Here is a 16,622-nt window from a genome sequence, read left to right as displayed (position 1 = left end):
GGGGCGAGTCAGGTGGTTTTTGTGGCTTTTCGGTCAGTTAGGGGATGTTTAGCCCGATTCGAAAACAGCGCGCAAAGAAGACATATCGTGATCCAAGAGCCATGACCCATGGAGCTGATACAAATCACTGAGATGCTTCTTGTCCATCGCAACAACGTCCATCCCACGGTCATCATATGGGTGGAGCGCGATACTTCTATCAAAGTCTACGATGTAGATACCCGCATTGACCCGCGGCTTGATTCCAAGTTCAGCCCCCAAGGCAAGCCACAAAATCTCGCGAATTTTCCTATGGCAATCCAGCTCAACTGCGTCCCAATGGCGAAAAACATCGGAACCAAACGCCTCAATGTGGTCTTCATCCTGTTGCGGGATGGCTCCAAGGTATTTGAATGAAGCGCCTTCAATCTCGCAAAGCTCGAAAGGCTTAAGGCGCTTCTTCTTGGGTGGTTCACCACCATAGGATGCTGACAGCATCCAGATAGACTTGGATTTCTCAAACAGTTCTGACGACACAGTATCTGCTCGTTCAAATGCTTGGATGAAGCGCTTAAGTGGACGAGAGGTCGGTACATCCTCCCCCCCAATGCGAAGCGGAGACCGATCTCGAACTCATAAAACATCGCGTGCGGAAATTCGTTGCAAGTGAACGCGCTTTTGAACTGCTGAATAATATTGCTGGCCATATGTGTTCTCTGGTCCTACCCTAAAACCCGCTCCACCGCAGCTGCCACCCGCAACAGCGCCTCCTCGGTCCCATTCTGCCCATTCAGCACAATCCCGCATGACGGCACCCCCGTCGGCAATGTGATCGAGCACACATCCATCAGGTTCGCCACCCGCGTGTTCCGAAGCGCCAGCAGATTCTCGGATTTGTAGTAGTCATCATCGTTCAGCAAACGCTCTGCATTGGGCGGCATGATTGGGGCCGACGGCATGATCACCGCGTCGAACTGCGCTGTCTCGGCGTGGTACTGTTTGCGGATGTCACGCAGCATATTCCAGCCAGCGCAATAATCTGGCCCGCTCACTGTCTGCCCACCGCGCACACGTTCCAATATTTGCGGGAACATCTTTTCTGGTTGCGCCTCGACCAGATCACGCCACCAGCCATAACTGTCGGCGGCATAAAGATTGCCAGCCACATTGAACGCATCAAGGAGTTGCGCAAAATAGCGATGTTCGACCTGCGCGCCGGCGGCCTGCAAACGTGCCACGGCACCTTCAAATGCAGCGCGGGGCGCATCACGCACATCGTCTGGCGCGATCGTGTCGAGAACCATCAAGCGCGCGCCTTCAAGGCTGCCGCCGGTCAGATCAGCAGGTTTGCCCCCCTCCAATACAGCCAAGAGCAGATTAGCATCCTCAACCGAACGGCACAGCGGACCAACCGTATCAAAGGTCAAGCACAACGGCACAACACCGTCCAGCGATAGCCGCCCATGCGTCGTTTTCAGGCCCACCAGATCATTCCAAGCCGAGGGTATACGCACAGAGCCGCCGGTATCAGAACCAATACCTGCCGCCGCCAATCCAAACGCAACCGAGGCCCCCGCCCCTGATGAAGACCCCCCCGGCACTGCATCATGATCATTCACACACGGAGGTGTGGCCGTAATCGGGTTTAACCCCAAACCGGAAAACGCAATCTCTGACATGTGGGTTTTGCCCAGACAGACCAATCCGGCGGCAGTTGCAGCCTTGAGAACGGCAGCGTCTTCGTCCGGCACGCGTCCTTCCATTAGTTTGGTGCCTGCTTCGGTGCCAATCCCGACTGTGTCGAACAAATCCTTCCACGACACCGGCACGCCATCCAGCAAGCCTCGGCGCATGCCCGATTGCACACGTTCTGATGCCGCTTTCGCCTCGGCCCGCGCGCGATCGTGGGTCACGCGGGCATAGATCCGGTCGCGATGTTCATGGGAGTCGATGGCTTCCAGATAGACCTCTGTCAGCGCTACGGGATCAATATCACCTGCCCCAATCCCGCGCCCAAGGTCTGCTGCGGTCATCCATCGCCAGTCTTGCATGTCACTCTCCTGTTCGGGGCGACGGTAGCGGCCATGTGGCACATGGACAATCCCGGCTGGGCGCGCATATTGCAGCACATGAAAACGGATCTGATCATCGTAGGCGGCGGGCTAAACGGGCCAGCCTTGGCACTGGCGGCAGCGCAGGCAGGTTTTTCGGTGACGATTGTCGATAGCCTGGCGCTCGACACCCGCAAACGCGTGGATTTTGACGGGCGCAGTTACGCTCTCGCCCATGCCTCCATGCGATTATTGCGCGGGATCGGCATCTGGGATGGCATCGCTAAACATGCGCAGCCGATGTTGGAGATCAAGGTCACAGATGGCCGTTCTGGCGAAGGACCGTCCCCTTGGATGATGCACTTTGATCATACCGAGATCGAAGAAGGACCCATGGGCTATATGGTCGAAGACCGGCACCTGCGGCGCGCCTTTCTGGATGCGATGGCAGACGCCCCGCTGATTACACATTTGGCAAGCGAAACCGTCGTGGCGCAACAGGTGGATCAGGCTGGCGTCACGGTCACATTGGCGTCGGGACAGAAGTTGAACGGAACGCTGCTGGTAGGATCAGACGGGCGCAAAAGCGGCACCGCCACGCGCGCAGGAATCAAACGCACCGGCTGGGGCTACGGGCAAACGGCCGTCGTATGTGCCGTCGAACATGAAAAGCCACATGGCGGGATCGCGCATCAGTTCTTTATGCCCGATGGCCCGCTAGCCATTCTGCCGCTGACCAAAAACCGCAGTTCTATTGTATGGAGCGAAGCAGACGCACGCGCCGCCGAGCTGATCTCGATGAGTGCCGCCGATTTCCTTGACGCCCTACGCCCCGCCTTTGGCAGTTTTCTGGGCGAAATCAGCCTGACAGGCGCAAGATTCAGCTATTCGCTTGGGCTGACCCTGGCCAACAGCTTTGTGGCGGACCGGGTTGCCTTGGTTGGCGACGCGGCACATGGGGTGCATCCGATTGCGGGGCAAGGGCTGAACGCGGGTCTGCGCGATGTCGCGGCCTTGGCGGATGTACTGGAACAGGCGCGTGGGCGCGGCGAAGATATCGGCAGTTTGCAGACACTCGCGCGCTATCAACAATGGCGACGGTTCGACACAACAACGTTGGCGTTGGCCACGGATACGTTCAACAAGCTGTTTTCAAACGACAACCCGCTGCTGCGAGCCGCACGTGATATTGGCATGGGGCTGGTCAATGCAGCACCGGGACTGCGGCGCGGATTTATCCGCGAAGCAGCAGGGCTGTCAGGGGACTTGCCGCGATTAATGCGGGGATAGCCCCATCACCCCAGGGCGGGCGTGTCCTGACTAAAGACATTGATCCAGCCCTGCCCTTTGCGCCGCCAGATGGAACTGACGTACATTGCCTCAGGTTCAGAGTGATGCACACGCAGATACGCTGCGCGATATGACAACACCGCATGATCTGGGCCTAAGGCCAAGACGCGCAAATCGAAAAGCTGAAATGACTGGATTGTTGGGCCGTCGGCAAGCTGCTGAACATGGTCGGCTTTCCCGGCAAACCCGTCAGAGTAGACCCCCAGAAAACCGTCATCCAAAGCCGCATCATCTGCGCGCATGTTCCCGATAACAAGGGCGTCCCATACATCAGTCTCACATCGCGTAAGCGCCGCGAGCAGCGTGTCTTCGTCGCCTCGTTCGCTCTTCATGTTAGATGCGCCTGATGCCGTCAGGTATCGCGCTGCTTGCGCGTCTTGTCGTCCTGCGATGAATCATCCGGCAGCACCGGGTTCTTGGCCAGCATCGCCGCTGTCACGGCTTCCATGTATTTTTGCAAGATGACGGGTGGGTCGGCAGGGGCGAGCTTGATGGTCAGGCGGCTGGCGCCTTCTTGGCTATATGCATAGCGCGACGAATAGCTGGCGTTGACCTGCGCGGCTACAGGCCCCCAGCCACCTTTGACCGAAGCACTGCCCGCCTTTTCGGTCTGCTTGCTCATCGAGATTGCCATTTTCACTTCGATCTCGGCTTCTTGGACGGCATAGAATGCAGGCAGGAACCCCATGGCGACCAAACTGAATTCCTTTGTTGCACCTTCGGGGTTGGACAGATCGGGTAGCTTGATTTTCTGATCCGCCATGTATTTGGCGACTTCCGTCGAATGGCGGTCCAACTCTGTCTGCCCTTCGGCAACCGAAAGCGCCAGTTTCTGCACCATTTCCCCAAATGGTACGTTCAGTAGTTCTTGCCCAATACTCATGGCTTAAATCCCTTTCCTGATATCTCTAGGTCCTATTCGATAATCTGTGTTGGTGTGCGTCGCCTGACCGAGAATGTGATCTTGGATGCGTTCTGACTGACGGCCTGCTGCTTGGCATTGGTGGTGATTTGCGCGCGCGTGCCATCCTGACCAAGCCCGCCCACGGCCTCGACCGTGACATTGTCGATGGTGAAGTCGCTGCTTTCATCCGACCCCGCAAGGATCTGTTCGCCAAGCGCCTGCGCAAATGTTCCGGCATCCACGGATTTGGTATCGGGGTCAGTGGCCATCGGGTTCACCACCGGCCCACCGGCACCAAGCAGCATGTCGCCTGTTCCAGCGTCCTCCAGATCATCGACCCGGCTTTGAAGCTCTGAAATCATCTCCAGCAACTTCACCTCGCGCGCTTCCATCGCCGTCAGACGGTCCGCCAGCGATTGCAGAAGGCTCGTGAATGCCTCGGGCAGTTCTGTCACCCGAACGTCAATTGGTCCGCTTTGTTCCTTCTCAACCATCGGATGCCCCATCTGTTTGTCCATCGGCAACCGGACCCGGCGCAAAGCGCATACGCATCGTCGACGCACTGGTCGTATCCACCGTATCAGTCTGGGTCAGCTTTGGCCCAAGAAAGAAGGCCGCAATTGCGCCGCGCTTTCCTTCCTCCATCGAAGAGCTCATCTCCATCACGACCTTAAGCTCTACATCGACATCCTGCATGTGGTAGAAAACCGGCGGAATGCCCAGATCGCGCAGTTCCTGAGGATAGTTCTCAAGCGCTTTCAACTGATCCAAGCTCAGCTGTTCGGCGGCCTGCGCGACACTCTTGCCGATATCCGCCACCATGTCGGTCAGCGTTGCACCAAATACCTTGTCCACGTCACCGTTGGCCAATTCTATCCCCCATCGTCAAAGGCACTTCTTGGGCGACCTGCTGATACATAGGCAGCCTAACGCATTGAAATTCCTGAATTTCAGGCAGCGTCAAAGGGTTCAGGTTCTCAAAAAGTGCTACAAAATAATCCCGAACCTAGCACGAGATCGCGCTTTCACAACGCATTTTGTGCGCGCTGCGGGAACACCCCAGCCGATCAATGGCCATCGATTTCATCGAAAAACTGCTGAAACGCACTAGTCTAGCTTGCGCGCCTCATCGACCAGCATCACTGGGATGCCGTTGCGGATCGGAAACGCCAGCTTGCCTGCACGGCTGACCAGCTCCTGATTTCCTGCATCATAGTCCAGAGTGCCCTGAGTCATCGGACACACCAATGCCTCAAGCATCTTGGGATCAAACAGAGTCTCGCTCATTGCATTACCTCTTCACCTGATCCACCCCGCAAGGCGAACTCGATCAGGGTGGTGAGGGTTTCACGGCGGGTAGTCAAGGACGGGGCTTCGAGCAGGGCTTGTTTGTCCTCGGGTTCAAACGGGCACAGCATCGAAAGAGAGTTGATCAACAGCTCATCCTCTGCCTCGCCCAGGCTTTCCCAATCGGTGGAAAGGCCATGTTCCGTCAAATAGCGGCCCAACGCATCCATGAAAGCAGGTCGGTCAAAATGCCCATCCTTTTCAACCGGGCCAAGATCGCGATCAAAACCGTCCCAACTGACCTTGCAGCGGCGATAGGGGGTGAACCCTTCGACCTCTTCAGCAATCCGAAAGCGCGACGCCCCAGAAAGGGTAATCATATAGCGCCCGTCTTCGGTCTCGGAAAACGCTGTGACCTTGCCGGCGCAACCAATGCTATGCAGTTTGCCTGCCCCGTCGGGGCCCTCATAAGGCTGCACCATGCCAATCAAACGATTGGAGGTTTTGAGCACATCATCCAACATCGCCAGATAGCGCGGCTCAAACAAATGCAGCGGCAAACGGGCCCTTGGCAACAACAGCGCACCGGGTAACGGGAACACCGGAACGACGTCCGGCAGGTCAGTCGAAGATATCATATTGACAAAAGTAGACCAAAGCCGTCCTCAGGCAAATATCATCGACGACAATTTCCGCCTTCCGTTCAAAACAATAGGGTCTTTGGCATCGCTGGCGTCAAAGATCGTAAACAGCTGGGCCTTGGCAGCACCGTCGTTCCACTCTCGGTCGCGGCGGAACAATTCAAGCAATTCGTTGACCGCACTCTCCACGTCACCATTGCCGTGCAAGGCCGTTGCCAGATCAAAGCGAGCCTGATGATCATCCGGGGCCGCATCGACCGCTGCCTGCAAATCTGCCACGGGACCGGCATTTGCCGCCTCTTTGGCAAGGGTGATTTGGGCATGCACCGCTTCAAGCAGCGGATCGGTGGAAATCTCGGCCGGTGCGCCGTTCAACACGGCCTCGGCCTGATCCAGATCGCCCAAGGCAATGTAGGATCGGACCAACCCGGCGTATGCGGCAGCATTATTGGGTTCTTCTTGCAGGATGGCGGCAAAGGTCTCTGCTGCATCTGCTGCGGCTCCTTCCTCTAACATCTGCTCAGCGGCCTCTATCGCGGCACTCAGCCCGTCTTCTTCTGGTTCACCGGCCAAGGCTGCAACTTTTTCGACAAAGGCGTTGATCTCAGAGGGCGGCAACGCACCTTGGAAACCATCAACAGGACGGCCCTGATAGAATGCATAAACAGTCGGAATCGATTGCACCTGCAACTGGCCCGCATAGGCCTGATTGGCATCCACATCGATCTTGACCAATTTGACCCGGCCTTTGGCATTGGTCACCGCAGCTTCAATCGCAGGGCCAAGCGTTTTGCAAGGGCCACACCATTGCGCCCAGAAATCCACGATGACGGGCACACTCTGGGACGCTTCGATCACATCCGCTGCGAAACTTGCGTCTGTGCCGTCCTTGATCAGATCAGCAGGGGCGCTTGGGTTTGCATCCAGTTCCAGCATGCTCTGTCTCCTTTATCCACTAGTTGCCCTCTATATGTGCGCAATACGGGCCAAGGCCAAGGGGCAAACCCGCTTTACCATTGGCAGCGGCCCTCCTAGCGTGTGGGCATGATTAAAACCATCCTCGCGTTCGGCGACAGCAACACCTATGGCACACCCCCAGCAAAGGCACGGGGCGAGAACCGGCGCTATGGGCCTGACACACGCTGGCCTTGTGTGATGGGGGCCAAGTTGGGCAAAGATTGGCAGGTGGTCGAGGCAGGACTGCCCGGACGCACAACCTGTCGCCCGGACCCTGTAATGGGAGCGCATATGGATGGGGTTGTCGGATTGCGGATTGCCCTTGAAGGCAACGGACCCATTGATTTGCTGGTGATCATGCTGGGCACCAACGATCTGCAAACTCATCACGCAGCAACGCCCACGCAGATTTGCGGGGGTTTGGCAGGTCTTGTGGCCCTTGCCCGGTCAGAGCCCTATCAAACGCGGCACAAGGGTTTCGACATTCTGCTGATTGCGCCTCCGCCGGTACTGGAACAAGGCACCTACCGCGAGACCCTGATGGGCGCCGCGGCCAAATCCGAAGAACTGCCCGCCCTGATTGGTACGCTTGCCGATCATTGGGGCATCGCATGGATGAATGCAGGAGACCACATTGGCGTAAGCACGCTGGATGGGCTGCATTTTGAGGCTCAAGATCACGTGACGCTCGGCCATGCGGTCGCGGCCAAGGTCGCCTCCCTATGACCCGCCCCACATTGGGTGCCATCGCGGTGGTCCGGCACGAAGGGCGCTTGCTTCTGGTCAAACGCGCCAAAGCACCAAACGCTGGAACCTGGGGGTTTCCCGGCGGCCATGTGGAATTGGGCGAAACGGCGCTTTCCGCAGCAGAGCGCGAATTACACGAAGAAACTGGAGTGATCGGCACGGCAGAACGCTATCTGACAAACATCGATGTGATCACGCGGGACGGACAGGGGAAGATCCGGTTTCACTATCTTTTGGCTGCTGTGCAGTGCCGATACCGATCCGGCACGCCTGTGGCCGCAGATGATGCGATGGATGCTGGGTGGTTCTTGCCGCAGGATGTCGCTGGGTTGCACCAAAGCCCGAACCTGCAAACCGTGATCGACGCGCTGGATGCGTAAGGTGGGTCTCGACCCACCAACCCTATTCGGTCACAGCGACCATCGGCCCAAGCTGAAAGCCAAAATCGCTGCGATTCATGTCGCGAGCATAAAGCCGTGATACTTTGCCATCAAAATAAAGCGCATTGGGCAACGCCAGATAGTCGCGAAAGAAGCTGCCAAATGCGTGAAATGACACCGGGTCATTCGAGATAACGAACACGGCGTCGCTTCCATCGGCGGTGGTGCCAACGCCATTGCGGACAAATCGCGATGTGCTGTCTTCCAGGAAACGTGGATGCAACTCGCCATCAATCACCAGCATCGGACCTGACTGGGTGGCGTCGCGACAAGCGGGCGCCGCCTCTACATATTGCAAGGTTTCATAGACCTGCGCATGCCCCTCGGAGATACAAAAGACCCCATTGGGCAACAGGCCAAAGTTTCCCGGGCCCGCATTGGTAATTACCCGCATCGTTTCCACCCCGTCTTCGACGTAGTGACCCACAGGCGAGCGATCATCGTGGTACATGCCTGCATTCATCGCAAAAGCCAGCTTCGTGACATCAGGCAAATCTTCCAACGCACTGAAGCTGCCGATTACATTGCCCTCAGCGTCTTTGTGAAACAAGCGCAGCGCCTCGGTGGTCACATCCACCGTGCAGGTGGTATAGCTTCTGTTCAGATAATCGACATCCTCGCAGGTCACCGCCGCAGCGGGCGCTGCCCAGAACAGCAATGCCAACAAGGCCCAGCGCATCAGTCGTCCAGATCCTGCCGCACATGATCCTCGTCCAGCAGGGCGCGGGTGGCATCCATCTGATCAAAGGTGCCGTCGATCTCAAACCGCAGCTCAGGCGCGAATTTCATCGACCCGCCTTTGACAACCAAATGCCGGATCTCGCGTGTATTGCGACGCAGCAGGTCCAAAGCCTCTTCTTTGTGTTGCCCGCCCAAAGGCAGGACAAAGGCCGTTGCAATACCAAGGTCAGGCGTCATCCGCACCTCACCTACGGTAATGGACATGCGCGCCAGATCATCATCATGCACGTCACCGCGTTGCAGCACCTCTGATAAGGTCCGCCGGATCATTTCGCCCACCCGCAGCATCCGCTGGGTTGGGGCTTTGCCATCTCTGTTCATGCTCTTTGCCATAACGCTCATTTAAGGGCTGTTGGGCCGGTTGCCAAGCTAGGCTTTGCACAGCGGGCCATCCGCCGCTAAGACGGGACGAAGGATTGAAGGACAAGACCATGACAGACTTACCCGGCATCGTGATCACTGGGGCATCGGGCAGAATGGGCCAGATGCTGACGCAGACGGTTCTGGCCTCTGACAAATGCCGCCTTGTGGGGGTGTTAGAGCGTGAGGGCCATGCTTGGGTCGGGCAGGACGTGGGCATCGCAACAGGTGGCGCGCCGGTCGGTGTAACAGTCACTGACGACGCGGTTGAGGTGTTTGCCAAGGCACAGGCGGTCATCGATTTCACTTCACCCGCTGCGACCGTTGGTTTTGCGGGCCTGGCCGCACAAGCGCGTGCGGTGCATGTGATCGGTACCACTGGGTTGTCGGATGACGACCTTAAAGCGATCAATGTTGCCGCTCGACATGCGGTAATCGTGCGCGCGGGCAATATGTCATTGGGCGTCAATCTGCTGGTGCAACTGACGCGCAAGGTCGCAGCGGCTCTGGACGATGATTTTGATATTGAGATCATCGAGGCGCACCACAACCAAAAGGTCGACGCGCCATCGGGCACAGCCTTGATGCTGGGCGAGGCCGCCGCTGAAGGGCGCGGTGTATCGCTCAAGGATGTCAGTGACAGCGGGCGCGATGGGATCACAGGTGCGCGCAAGAAAGGAGACATCGGGTTCAGTGCCATTCGCGGTGGCGACATCGTGGGCGAACATGATGTCATGTTCGCCGCAGCAGGCGAACGGATCGTGCTGCGGCATCTGGCCACGGATCGGGCGATCTTTGCGCGGGGCGCGCTCAAGGCCGCTCTTTGGGGGCAAGACAAATCCCCCGGAGAATACGATATGCTGGATGTGCTCGGCCTATAACCTCTGATCCATTCTGGTTCGAGTGAACCAGTTACGGTTTTCGTGCGTAACAACCATGTCCTTTCAAAAAAGAGGTGCATGATGAAACACGCGATTCTATCTCTGGCGCTTATTGGTGTGGCAGCCCCTGCGGCGGCTGACGGCTATGCTCCTGTGAAAGACGAACAGACATTCGTTTCACTGATCCAAGGCAAAGAGCTGCGCAACTTCTTCTATGGCGTGCGATTAAACGTGCGTGAAAATGGCCAAATCGACGGTTCTGCCGTGGGTTGGGACATCGCGGGTACATGGTCATGGGAAGACGGGTTTTTTTGCCGCGAGATGAGTTGGGGCGGTGATCCTATCCCCTACAACTGCCAGCTTGTCGAAGCACAAGGCAACGAGCGGTTGCGTTTTACTGTGGACCGTGGCGCGGGCGACTCAGCCTTTTTCAGACTGCGCTAGACCGACAGAAAGACGCGCTGAACAAGCCGCAGAACGCCCTGCGCCCGATGGCATTGCGCCCGGCCGCAGTCAGAAAATTCCATCTGCACCGCAGATTTGATCACCATTTTGCACGACAGCGGGCCAAAACCCGCCGAAGTAGCTTGTCATAGGATCCTGCCGGAAATCAGCTTGCCATTCCCCCTCTGACAGCAAAAGATATCTCTACCTGCGCAGCAATCGCGCAAATTAGCCACTGATTGTGTCCTTCAGAGACACAACAACAGGGAGATCTTTAATGACATTGAGAACCAAACTTCTGGCCAGCACCGCGGCCTTGCTCATCGCAGGCACAGGCGCCGTTTTTGCTGACGCCCATGCCACACATCCAGAAACAGGCGAGCCGCTCGCCTCTGATCAGACATTCGTTTACCGCGATCTCGACGAAAGCCCGTCGATTGATCCGGGTCTTGCAGAAGACAGCGCCGGTGGCGACATCCTGCGTGACCTGTTTGAAGGTCTTTATAACCAAGACCCTGCTGGTAACCTTGCCCCCGGTGTCGCGCTGAGCCACACAGTCAGCGATGACAATCTAGTTTACACGTTCACCCTGCGTAATGATGCAAAGTGGTCCAACGGCGACACTGTCACTGCCGGTGATTTTGAATATGCATGGAAGAGGGCCGCGTCTCCCGAACTTGCATCCCCTTATTCATGGTTCATCGAAATCATGGCGTTGGAAAACGCGTCTGAAGTTATCTCGGGCGATGTCATGCCTGCTGATCTGGGTGTGACTGCAATCGACGACACCACATTGGAAGTGCGTCTGACACAGCCACTGCCTTACTTCCCGCTAATGCTGACCCATTTTACCACTTTCCCAGTGCATCAGGCGACCGTGGATGAGTTCGGCTCTGACTGGACCAAGCCGGGCAACATGGTGTCCAACGGCGCTTATATGCTGACCGAGCATGTGCCGCAGGAAAAGCTCGTCCGGGCGCGCAACGAAATGTACTGGGACAACGAAAATACGATCCTCGAAGAGGTCACATCGCTGGTCATCAGCGATGAAAACGTAGCCCTGACACGCTATCTGGCGGGCGAGTTGGATCGCACCCACGTGCCAGCCGGCCAGTTCCCGCGTCTGTCCGAGGAATTCCCTGATCAAGCCGTGTCCGTGCCGGAAGCATGTTCTTACTACTATATGTTCAACCTGCGCGATGCTGCGTCCGAAGATGTGCAAGACCCTAACGTGCGTAAAGCCCTGAGCCTTGCGATTGACCGCGATATCATCGTGGAAAACGTCCTCGCCGGTGGTCAGAAGGCCGCTTATACGTTCACCCACTGGGCGACTGCTGGTTTTGAAACGCCAGATATCCCGATGGCGACGATGACGCAGGAAGATCGAAACGCCATGGCCGCTGAGCTGATGGCAGAGGCCGGTTACGGTGCCGACAACCCGCTTGAGATCGATTTGGTCTACAACACATCCGAAAGTCACAAATCCGTGGCGGTGGCTGTCAGCCAGATGTGGAAGCAGACACTGGGTGTTGAAACAGTGCTGGCCAATCAGGAATGGCAAACATTCCTCGAGGCCCGTTCAAACGGCGACTACGAAGTTGCCCGCGGGGGTTGGTGTGCGGACTATAACGAAGCGTCCACCTTCCTTGACCTGATGCAGTCCGAGTCCGGCTATAACGACAGCAAGTACGTCAACTCGGAAGTTGATGCGCTGCTGGAAGAAGCCAAGACGTCCGACAACGCGCAGGCCAACTATGACCGTGTAGAGGAATTCATCGCGCAAGACACGCCGATCATTCCGATCTACCACTACGCCTCTGTCTACATGTACGCAGAGAACCTCGAAGGTTGGCCCTTCGAGAACTTCCAACAGCAATGGTACTCCAAAGATCTCTTTAAGATCGCCGAGTAATCACACCACGTGATAGACCGCGCCCCCACAACGGGGCGCGGTTTTCCCATTCTGTCTGGATACCTGACCCATGCTGAGCTTTGTTGCCCGCCGCCTTGCTGTGGCCATTCCGACCCTTTTGATACTGGTCGTCCTATCGTTCGTACTGATGTATTCCGCACCAGGTGGCCCGTTCAATTCTGAACGCCCTTTGCCGCCCGAGGTGTTGGCCAATATTGAGGCCAAATACGGACTGGATCAGCCGTTCTGGAAACAGATCGTGAACTACGTCGTCGGCGTGGTAACCCAATTCGATTTCGGACCGTCGTTCCAATACAAGGATCGCACCGTCAATGACGTGATCGCACAAGGCTTCCCTGTGACACTCACCTACGGGTTCTGGTCATTTGTCGTGGCCGTCACCGTTGGTGTTTCACTCGGTGTTGCAGCGGCGATCAAGCAAAACACATGGCTCGACTACCTCGCTGTTGGCATTTCCATCGGCGCGCAGGTTCTGCCAAATTTCGTGATGGCCCCAATCCTGTTGCTGGTCTTCACGCTTTGGCTAGGCTGGTTGCCCGGAGGTGGCTGGGAAGGCGGGCAGTGGAATTACCTGATCATGCCGGTGATTGCCCTTTCCACATCTTACATGGCGTCGATTGCGCGGATCACGCGCTCGTCAATGCTGGAAGTTCTCAACACCAACTTCATCCGCACCGCCCAAGCCAAAGGCCTACCGATGCGCCGCGTCATCTGGCGGCACGCGATGAAACCGACCATCCTGCCGGTGCTGTCCTATCTGGGGCCAGCATTTGTGGGCATGATCACCGGGTCGGTGATCATCGATGTGTTCTTTTCTACAGGTGGCATTGGGCAGTTCTTTGTGAACTCTGCCTTCAACCGCGATTATTCCGTCATCATGGGGATCACCATTCTGGTGGGCACCCTGACGATCCTTTTCAACCTTGTGGTCGATATCCTTTACGCCTGGATTGACCCCAAGATCCGCTATTAAAGGGGGCTGACAAATGTTTCCCAACAGAGCTGCCGTCGAAGGTGTCGGCGACGCGATGGAACTGGCCGAAGTCAAAGGCCGGTCGCTTTGGGCCGATGCCCGCACCCGGTTTTTCCGCAACAAGGCCGCGGTTATTTCCCTGATCATGCTGATTATGGTCGCAGGGTTTGCCCTTTTTGGTGGGGTCTTCGCACAGTACGAGAACGACTTTGTCGATTTCAGCCTGATCGGCAGCAACGCCTACAAGGGTGTGCCATCTGTTGAGACCGGGCACTACTTTGGTACTGACAGCAACGGGCGCGACCTGTTTGCGCGAACCGTGCAGGGCACTGGCATCTCACTGATGGTGGGTGTCGTCGGTGCTTTGGTCGCGGTGATTGTCGGCACGCTTTATGGTGCTACGGCTGGATACTATGGCGGCCGCGTTGACGGGCTGATGATGCGCATCGTGGATGTGCTCATGTCGATTCCCTTCATGTTCGTGCTGATCTTGATGCTGGTCATCTTTGGGCGCTCTATCTTCATGCTTTTCTTGGGGATCGGGCTGATCTCATGGCTGGATATGGCCCGGATCGCGCGGGGTCAGACGCTGACCATCAAGAACAAGGAATTTGTCGAGGTCGCTGTCGCCACTGGCGTGCACCCCGTCAAAATCATCCTACGCCATATCGTACCCAACCTGCTGGGAATCGTGATCGTCTATGCCACCTTGCTGGTCCCCAACATGATCATCTTTGAAAGTTTCATCAGCTTTCTGGGCCTCGGTGTACAAGAACCTGCCACATCACTGGGTGCCTTGATCAACGAAGGATCGCGCACCATGCAGTTCGGCTATTACTGGCAGATCGCCTATCCGTTGTTTTTCTTTGTCGTCACCATCTTCGCCTTCTTCTTTGTCGGCGACGGTTTGCGCGATGCACTCGACCCTAAGGACCGCTGAATATGAGCCTTCTGGAAATCGAAGACCTGCGGGTCACTTTCACCACCGCCGATGGCGATGTACATGCCGTAAACGGGCTCAGCCTGAATATCGACAAGGGTGAAACCCTCGCGATTGTGGGTGAAAGCGGGTCGGGCAAAAGCCAGACTGCCTTTGCTGCGATGGGGCTTTTAGCCAAGAACGGGCAGGCCACAGGGCAGGCCCGGTTTGACGGGCAAGATCTGCTGGCGATGAATACCCGTCAGCTGAACAAAATCCGCAGCAAAGATATGGCGATGATCTTTCAGGATCCCATGACATCGCTGAACCCTTACCTGCGGGTGAGCGATCAGATGGCCGAGGTGCTGATGCTGCACCAAGGCCTTAGCAAATCAGCGGCGGTGACTGAGGCCGTACGCATGCTGGATGCGGTCCGCATTCCTGATGCCCGTGCGCGTATCACCATGTTCCCGCATGAGTTCTCCGGCGGCATGCGCCAACGGATCATGATTGCGATGTCGCTGCTGTGTCAGCCTCGCCTGCTGATCGCGGATGAACCAACGACAGCGCTGGACGTGACCGTGCAAGCCCAGATCATGCAGCTCTTGGGCGATATCCGGCAGGACTTTGGCACTGCAATCATTCTGATCACCCACGACCTTGGAATCGTGGCGGGCTTCTGTGACCGCACGCTGGTCATGTATGGCGGGCAGATCATGGAGGAAGGTCCCACCGACGATATCTTCTCTGATCCATCGCACCCATACACTAGCGGATTGCTGAAAGCCGTGCCGCGTTTGGACAAGGAAACCGCCGAATTGGCCACGATCGCAGGTGAACCACCGGACATGTCACGCTTGCCTGCTGGCTGTCCATTCTCGCCGCGCTGCGCGCAGGTTCTGGACAATTGCCGGGCCGAGCGTCCATCGCTTGAGGTGACGCCGGGACGGCGCCGCGCCTGCCATCTACCCGTGAAGGAGGTCGCGTAATGGAGTCGCTTCTTTCTGTCCGTAATCTGTCTGTCACCTTTGACGTGCGAAAACCGGGATCATGGCCTTGGACACCGCCGCGCAAGCTGCATGCCGTGTCCGAAGTGTCATTCGATCTCAAACCCGGTGAATGCCTTGGCATCGTTGGGGAATCAGGGTCGGGGAAATCGACACTCGCCCGTGCCATCGTTGGGACGATCCCATCATCCGACGGGAATATCATGTTCGAAGGGCATGATCTGGCGAACATGGACCCCAAGCAGCGCCGGGTGCATCGCCGCGACGTGCAGATGATCTTTCAGGATCCGCTGGCAGCGCTGAACCCGCGCATGACCGTGGGCGAGATTATCGCCGAGCCGCTGATCACCCATGAACCAAACACGCCGCGCGACGAGGTCAAGAAACGCGTGCGCGAGCTGATGGAACGGGTCGGCCTGCTGCCCAACCTGATCAACCGCTACCCGCATGAATTCTCGGGCGGACAATGCCAGCGGATCGGGATCGCCCGTGCGCTGATCCTGAAACCAAAGCTGATTATCTGCGACGAACCGGTCTCGGCGCTAGACGTGTCAGTGCAGGCACAGGTCATCAATCTGTTGATGGAATTGCAGCGCGACATGGGGCTTTCGATGATCTTCATCGCCCATGATTTAAGCGTGGTAAAGCATATCAGCGACCGCACTCTGGTGCTGTATCTGGGGCGCGTGATGGAAACGGCGGACAGTCGTAAACTGACCACCGCGCCAGAGCATCCCTATAGTCAGGCGCTGATCGCCTCGGTGCCGATCCCTGATCCTGTGCTGGAACGGGCCCGACCGCGCCCTATTCTGGAAGGTGAATTACCCTCGCCACTTGCACCACCAAGCGGCTGCGTGTTTCGCACGCGTTGTCCCAAAGCGCAGGTCTCTTGTGCCGAAACAAAGCCCGCGTTGGAGGATATCGGCGGCAACCATCTGGTTGCCTGCCCCTTCCACGAAGCCGAAGAGGTGCTGGCGGTCAACGGATGAGGCCAGCACATTTTTGGTT

At 57.1% G+C, this 16,622-nt stretch carries 21 protein-coding genes; 10 read left to right on the top strand and 11 right to left on the bottom strand.

Annotation, left to right across the window (positions count from 1 at the left end; translation table 11 throughout):
- Positions 1-48: 48 nt before the first annotated feature.
- Both DHN10_RS20240 and DHN10_RS03815 read right to left on the bottom strand, forming a co-directional pair.
- On the bottom strand, positions 49-516 hold the full coding sequence (locus DHN10_RS20240; RefSeq protein ID WP_159086906.1) for a DUF3885 domain-containing protein: 468 nt from the start codon (positions 514-516) through the stop codon (positions 49-51).
- Positions 517-701: 185 nt separating this feature from the next.
- Entirely contained in the window at positions 702-2,030 is a 1,329-nt protein-coding gene (locus tag DHN10_RS03815) for an amidase (protein WP_108814487.1), read from the bottom strand.
- A 42-nt stretch (positions 2,031-2,072) separates the two neighbouring features.
- Here DHN10_RS03815 and DHN10_RS03810 point away from each other — a divergent pair, with 42 nt between their 5' ends.
- Positions 2,073-3,320, top strand: coding sequence for a UbiH/UbiF/VisC/COQ6 family ubiquinone biosynthesis hydroxylase (locus DHN10_RS03810; RefSeq protein ID WP_108813951.1), 1,248 nt, complete (start codon positions 2,073-2,075; stop codon positions 3,318-3,320).
- A gap of 5 nt (positions 3,321-3,325) precedes the next feature.
- Here DHN10_RS03810 and DHN10_RS03805 read toward each other — a convergent pair whose 3' ends face one another.
- The 7 genes from DHN10_RS03805 to DHN10_RS03775 form a co-directional block, all read right to left on the bottom strand.
- Complete coding sequence (locus DHN10_RS03805; RefSeq protein WP_108813950.1) at positions 3,326-3,712, bottom strand: nuclear transport factor 2 family protein; 387 nt, start codon at positions 3,710-3,712, stop codon at positions 3,326-3,328.
- A gap of 20 nt (positions 3,713-3,732) precedes the next feature.
- Positions 3,733-4,263 (bottom strand): hypothetical protein, encoded by a 531-nt coding sequence (locus DHN10_RS03800; RefSeq protein ID WP_108813949.1) that lies wholly within the window; start codon positions 4,261-4,263, stop codon positions 3,733-3,735.
- 32 nt (positions 4,264-4,295) lie between these two features.
- Positions 4,296-4,802 carry a hypothetical protein gene (locus DHN10_RS03795; protein ID WP_159086905.1) on the bottom strand — a complete coding sequence of 169 codons (507 nt, stop codon included), beginning with the start codon at positions 4,800-4,802 and terminating at the stop codon, positions 4,296-4,298.
- Complete coding sequence (locus DHN10_RS03790) at positions 4,771-5,154, bottom strand: hypothetical protein (RefSeq protein ID WP_108813947.1); 384 nt, start codon at positions 5,152-5,154, stop codon at positions 4,771-4,773. The genes DHN10_RS03795 and DHN10_RS03790 overlap by 32 nt, the downstream gene beginning before the upstream one ends.
- A gap of 237 nt (positions 5,155-5,391) precedes the next feature.
- The gene (locus tag DHN10_RS03785) at positions 5,392-5,571 is read right to left on the bottom strand and encodes a Trm112 family protein (protein ID WP_108813946.1); all 180 of its coding nucleotides are present in this window, start codon (positions 5,569-5,571) and stop codon (positions 5,392-5,394) included.
- Entirely contained in the window at positions 5,568-6,209 is a 642-nt protein-coding gene (locus tag DHN10_RS03780) for an LON peptidase substrate-binding domain-containing protein (protein ID WP_108813945.1), read from the bottom strand. The genes DHN10_RS03785 and DHN10_RS03780 overlap by 4 nt, the downstream gene beginning before the upstream one ends.
- 27 nt (positions 6,210-6,236) lie before the next feature.
- On the bottom strand, positions 6,237-7,148 hold the full coding sequence (locus DHN10_RS03775; protein WP_108813944.1) for a thioredoxin family protein: 912 nt from the start codon (positions 7,146-7,148) through the stop codon (positions 6,237-6,239).
- 108 nt (positions 7,149-7,256) lie between these two features.
- On the opposite strand from DHN10_RS03775, the gene DHN10_RS03770 reads away from it, so the two are divergent.
- Positions 7,257-7,895, top strand: a complete 639-nt coding sequence (locus tag DHN10_RS03770; RefSeq protein WP_234416992.1) for a GDSL-type esterase/lipase family protein — start codon at positions 7,257-7,259, stop codon at positions 7,893-7,895.
- Positions 7,892-8,296, top strand: a complete 405-nt coding sequence (locus DHN10_RS03765; protein ID WP_108813943.1) for an NUDIX hydrolase — start codon at positions 7,892-7,894, stop codon at positions 8,294-8,296. Before DHN10_RS03770 ends, DHN10_RS03765 begins: the two co-directional genes overlap by 4 nt.
- Positions 8,297-8,318: 22 nt before the next feature.
- Here the strand turns inward: DHN10_RS03765 and DHN10_RS03760 are convergent, their stop codons facing one another.
- Positions 8,319-9,035: a phosphodiester glycosidase family protein gene (locus tag DHN10_RS03760; RefSeq protein WP_108813942.1), complete on the bottom strand. Its 717-nt coding sequence runs from the start codon at positions 9,033-9,035 to the stop codon at positions 8,319-8,321.
- Positions 9,035-9,430 carry a 30S ribosome-binding factor RbfA gene (gene rbfA, locus DHN10_RS03755; RefSeq protein ID WP_108814485.1) on the bottom strand — a complete coding sequence of 132 codons (396 nt, stop codon included), beginning with the start codon at positions 9,428-9,430 and terminating at the stop codon, positions 9,035-9,037. The genes DHN10_RS03760 and rbfA overlap by 1 nt, the downstream gene beginning before the upstream one ends.
- 98 nt (positions 9,431-9,528) lie before the next feature.
- On the opposite strand from rbfA, the gene dapB reads away from it, so the two are divergent.
- From dapB to DHN10_RS03720, 7 genes are all read left to right on the top strand, one after another.
- The gene (gene dapB, locus DHN10_RS03750; RefSeq protein ID WP_108813941.1) at positions 9,529-10,338 is read left to right on the top strand and encodes a 4-hydroxy-tetrahydrodipicolinate reductase; all 810 of its coding nucleotides are present in this window, start codon (positions 9,529-9,531) and stop codon (positions 10,336-10,338) included.
- Positions 10,339-10,419: 81 nt separating this feature from the next.
- The gene (locus DHN10_RS03745) at positions 10,420-10,782 is read left to right on the top strand and encodes a dihydrodipicolinate reductase (protein WP_108814484.1); all 363 of its coding nucleotides are present in this window, start codon (positions 10,420-10,422) and stop codon (positions 10,780-10,782) included.
- 277 nt (positions 10,783-11,059) lie between these two features.
- On the top strand, positions 11,060-12,694 hold the full coding sequence (locus DHN10_RS03740; protein ID WP_108813940.1) for a peptide ABC transporter substrate-binding protein: 1,635 nt from the start codon (positions 11,060-11,062) through the stop codon (positions 12,692-12,694).
- Between the two features lie 70 nt (positions 12,695-12,764).
- Positions 12,765-13,688 carry an oligopeptide ABC transporter permease OppB gene (oppB, locus tag DHN10_RS03735; protein WP_108813939.1) on the top strand — a complete coding sequence of 308 codons (924 nt, stop codon included), beginning with the start codon at positions 12,765-12,767 and terminating at the stop codon, positions 13,686-13,688.
- Positions 13,689-13,701: 13 nt separating this feature from the next.
- Positions 13,702-14,628 (top strand): ABC transporter permease subunit, encoded by a 927-nt coding sequence (locus DHN10_RS03730; RefSeq protein ID WP_108813938.1) that lies wholly within the window; start codon positions 13,702-13,704, stop codon positions 14,626-14,628.
- A gap of 2 nt (positions 14,629-14,630) precedes the next feature.
- Complete coding sequence (locus DHN10_RS03725) at positions 14,631-15,596, top strand: oligopeptide/dipeptide ABC transporter ATP-binding protein (protein WP_108813937.1); 966 nt, start codon at positions 14,631-14,633, stop codon at positions 15,594-15,596.
- Positions 15,596-16,603 carry an oligopeptide/dipeptide ABC transporter ATP-binding protein gene (locus tag DHN10_RS03720; RefSeq protein WP_108813936.1) on the top strand — a complete coding sequence of 336 codons (1,008 nt, stop codon included), beginning with the start codon at positions 15,596-15,598 and terminating at the stop codon, positions 16,601-16,603. The genes DHN10_RS03725 and DHN10_RS03720 overlap by 1 nt, the downstream gene beginning before the upstream one ends.
- The last annotated feature ends 19 nt before the right edge of the window (positions 16,604-16,622 follow it).

The organism is Loktanella sp. Alg231-35, from assembly GCF_900143545.1.
In the GTDB taxonomy this organism is placed as follows: Bacteria; Pseudomonadota; Alphaproteobacteria; order Rhodobacterales; family Rhodobacteraceae; genus Yoonia.
The sequence above is the reverse complement of the archived record's forward strand: the minus strand, read 5'-3'. Positions and strand labels throughout refer to the sequence as shown.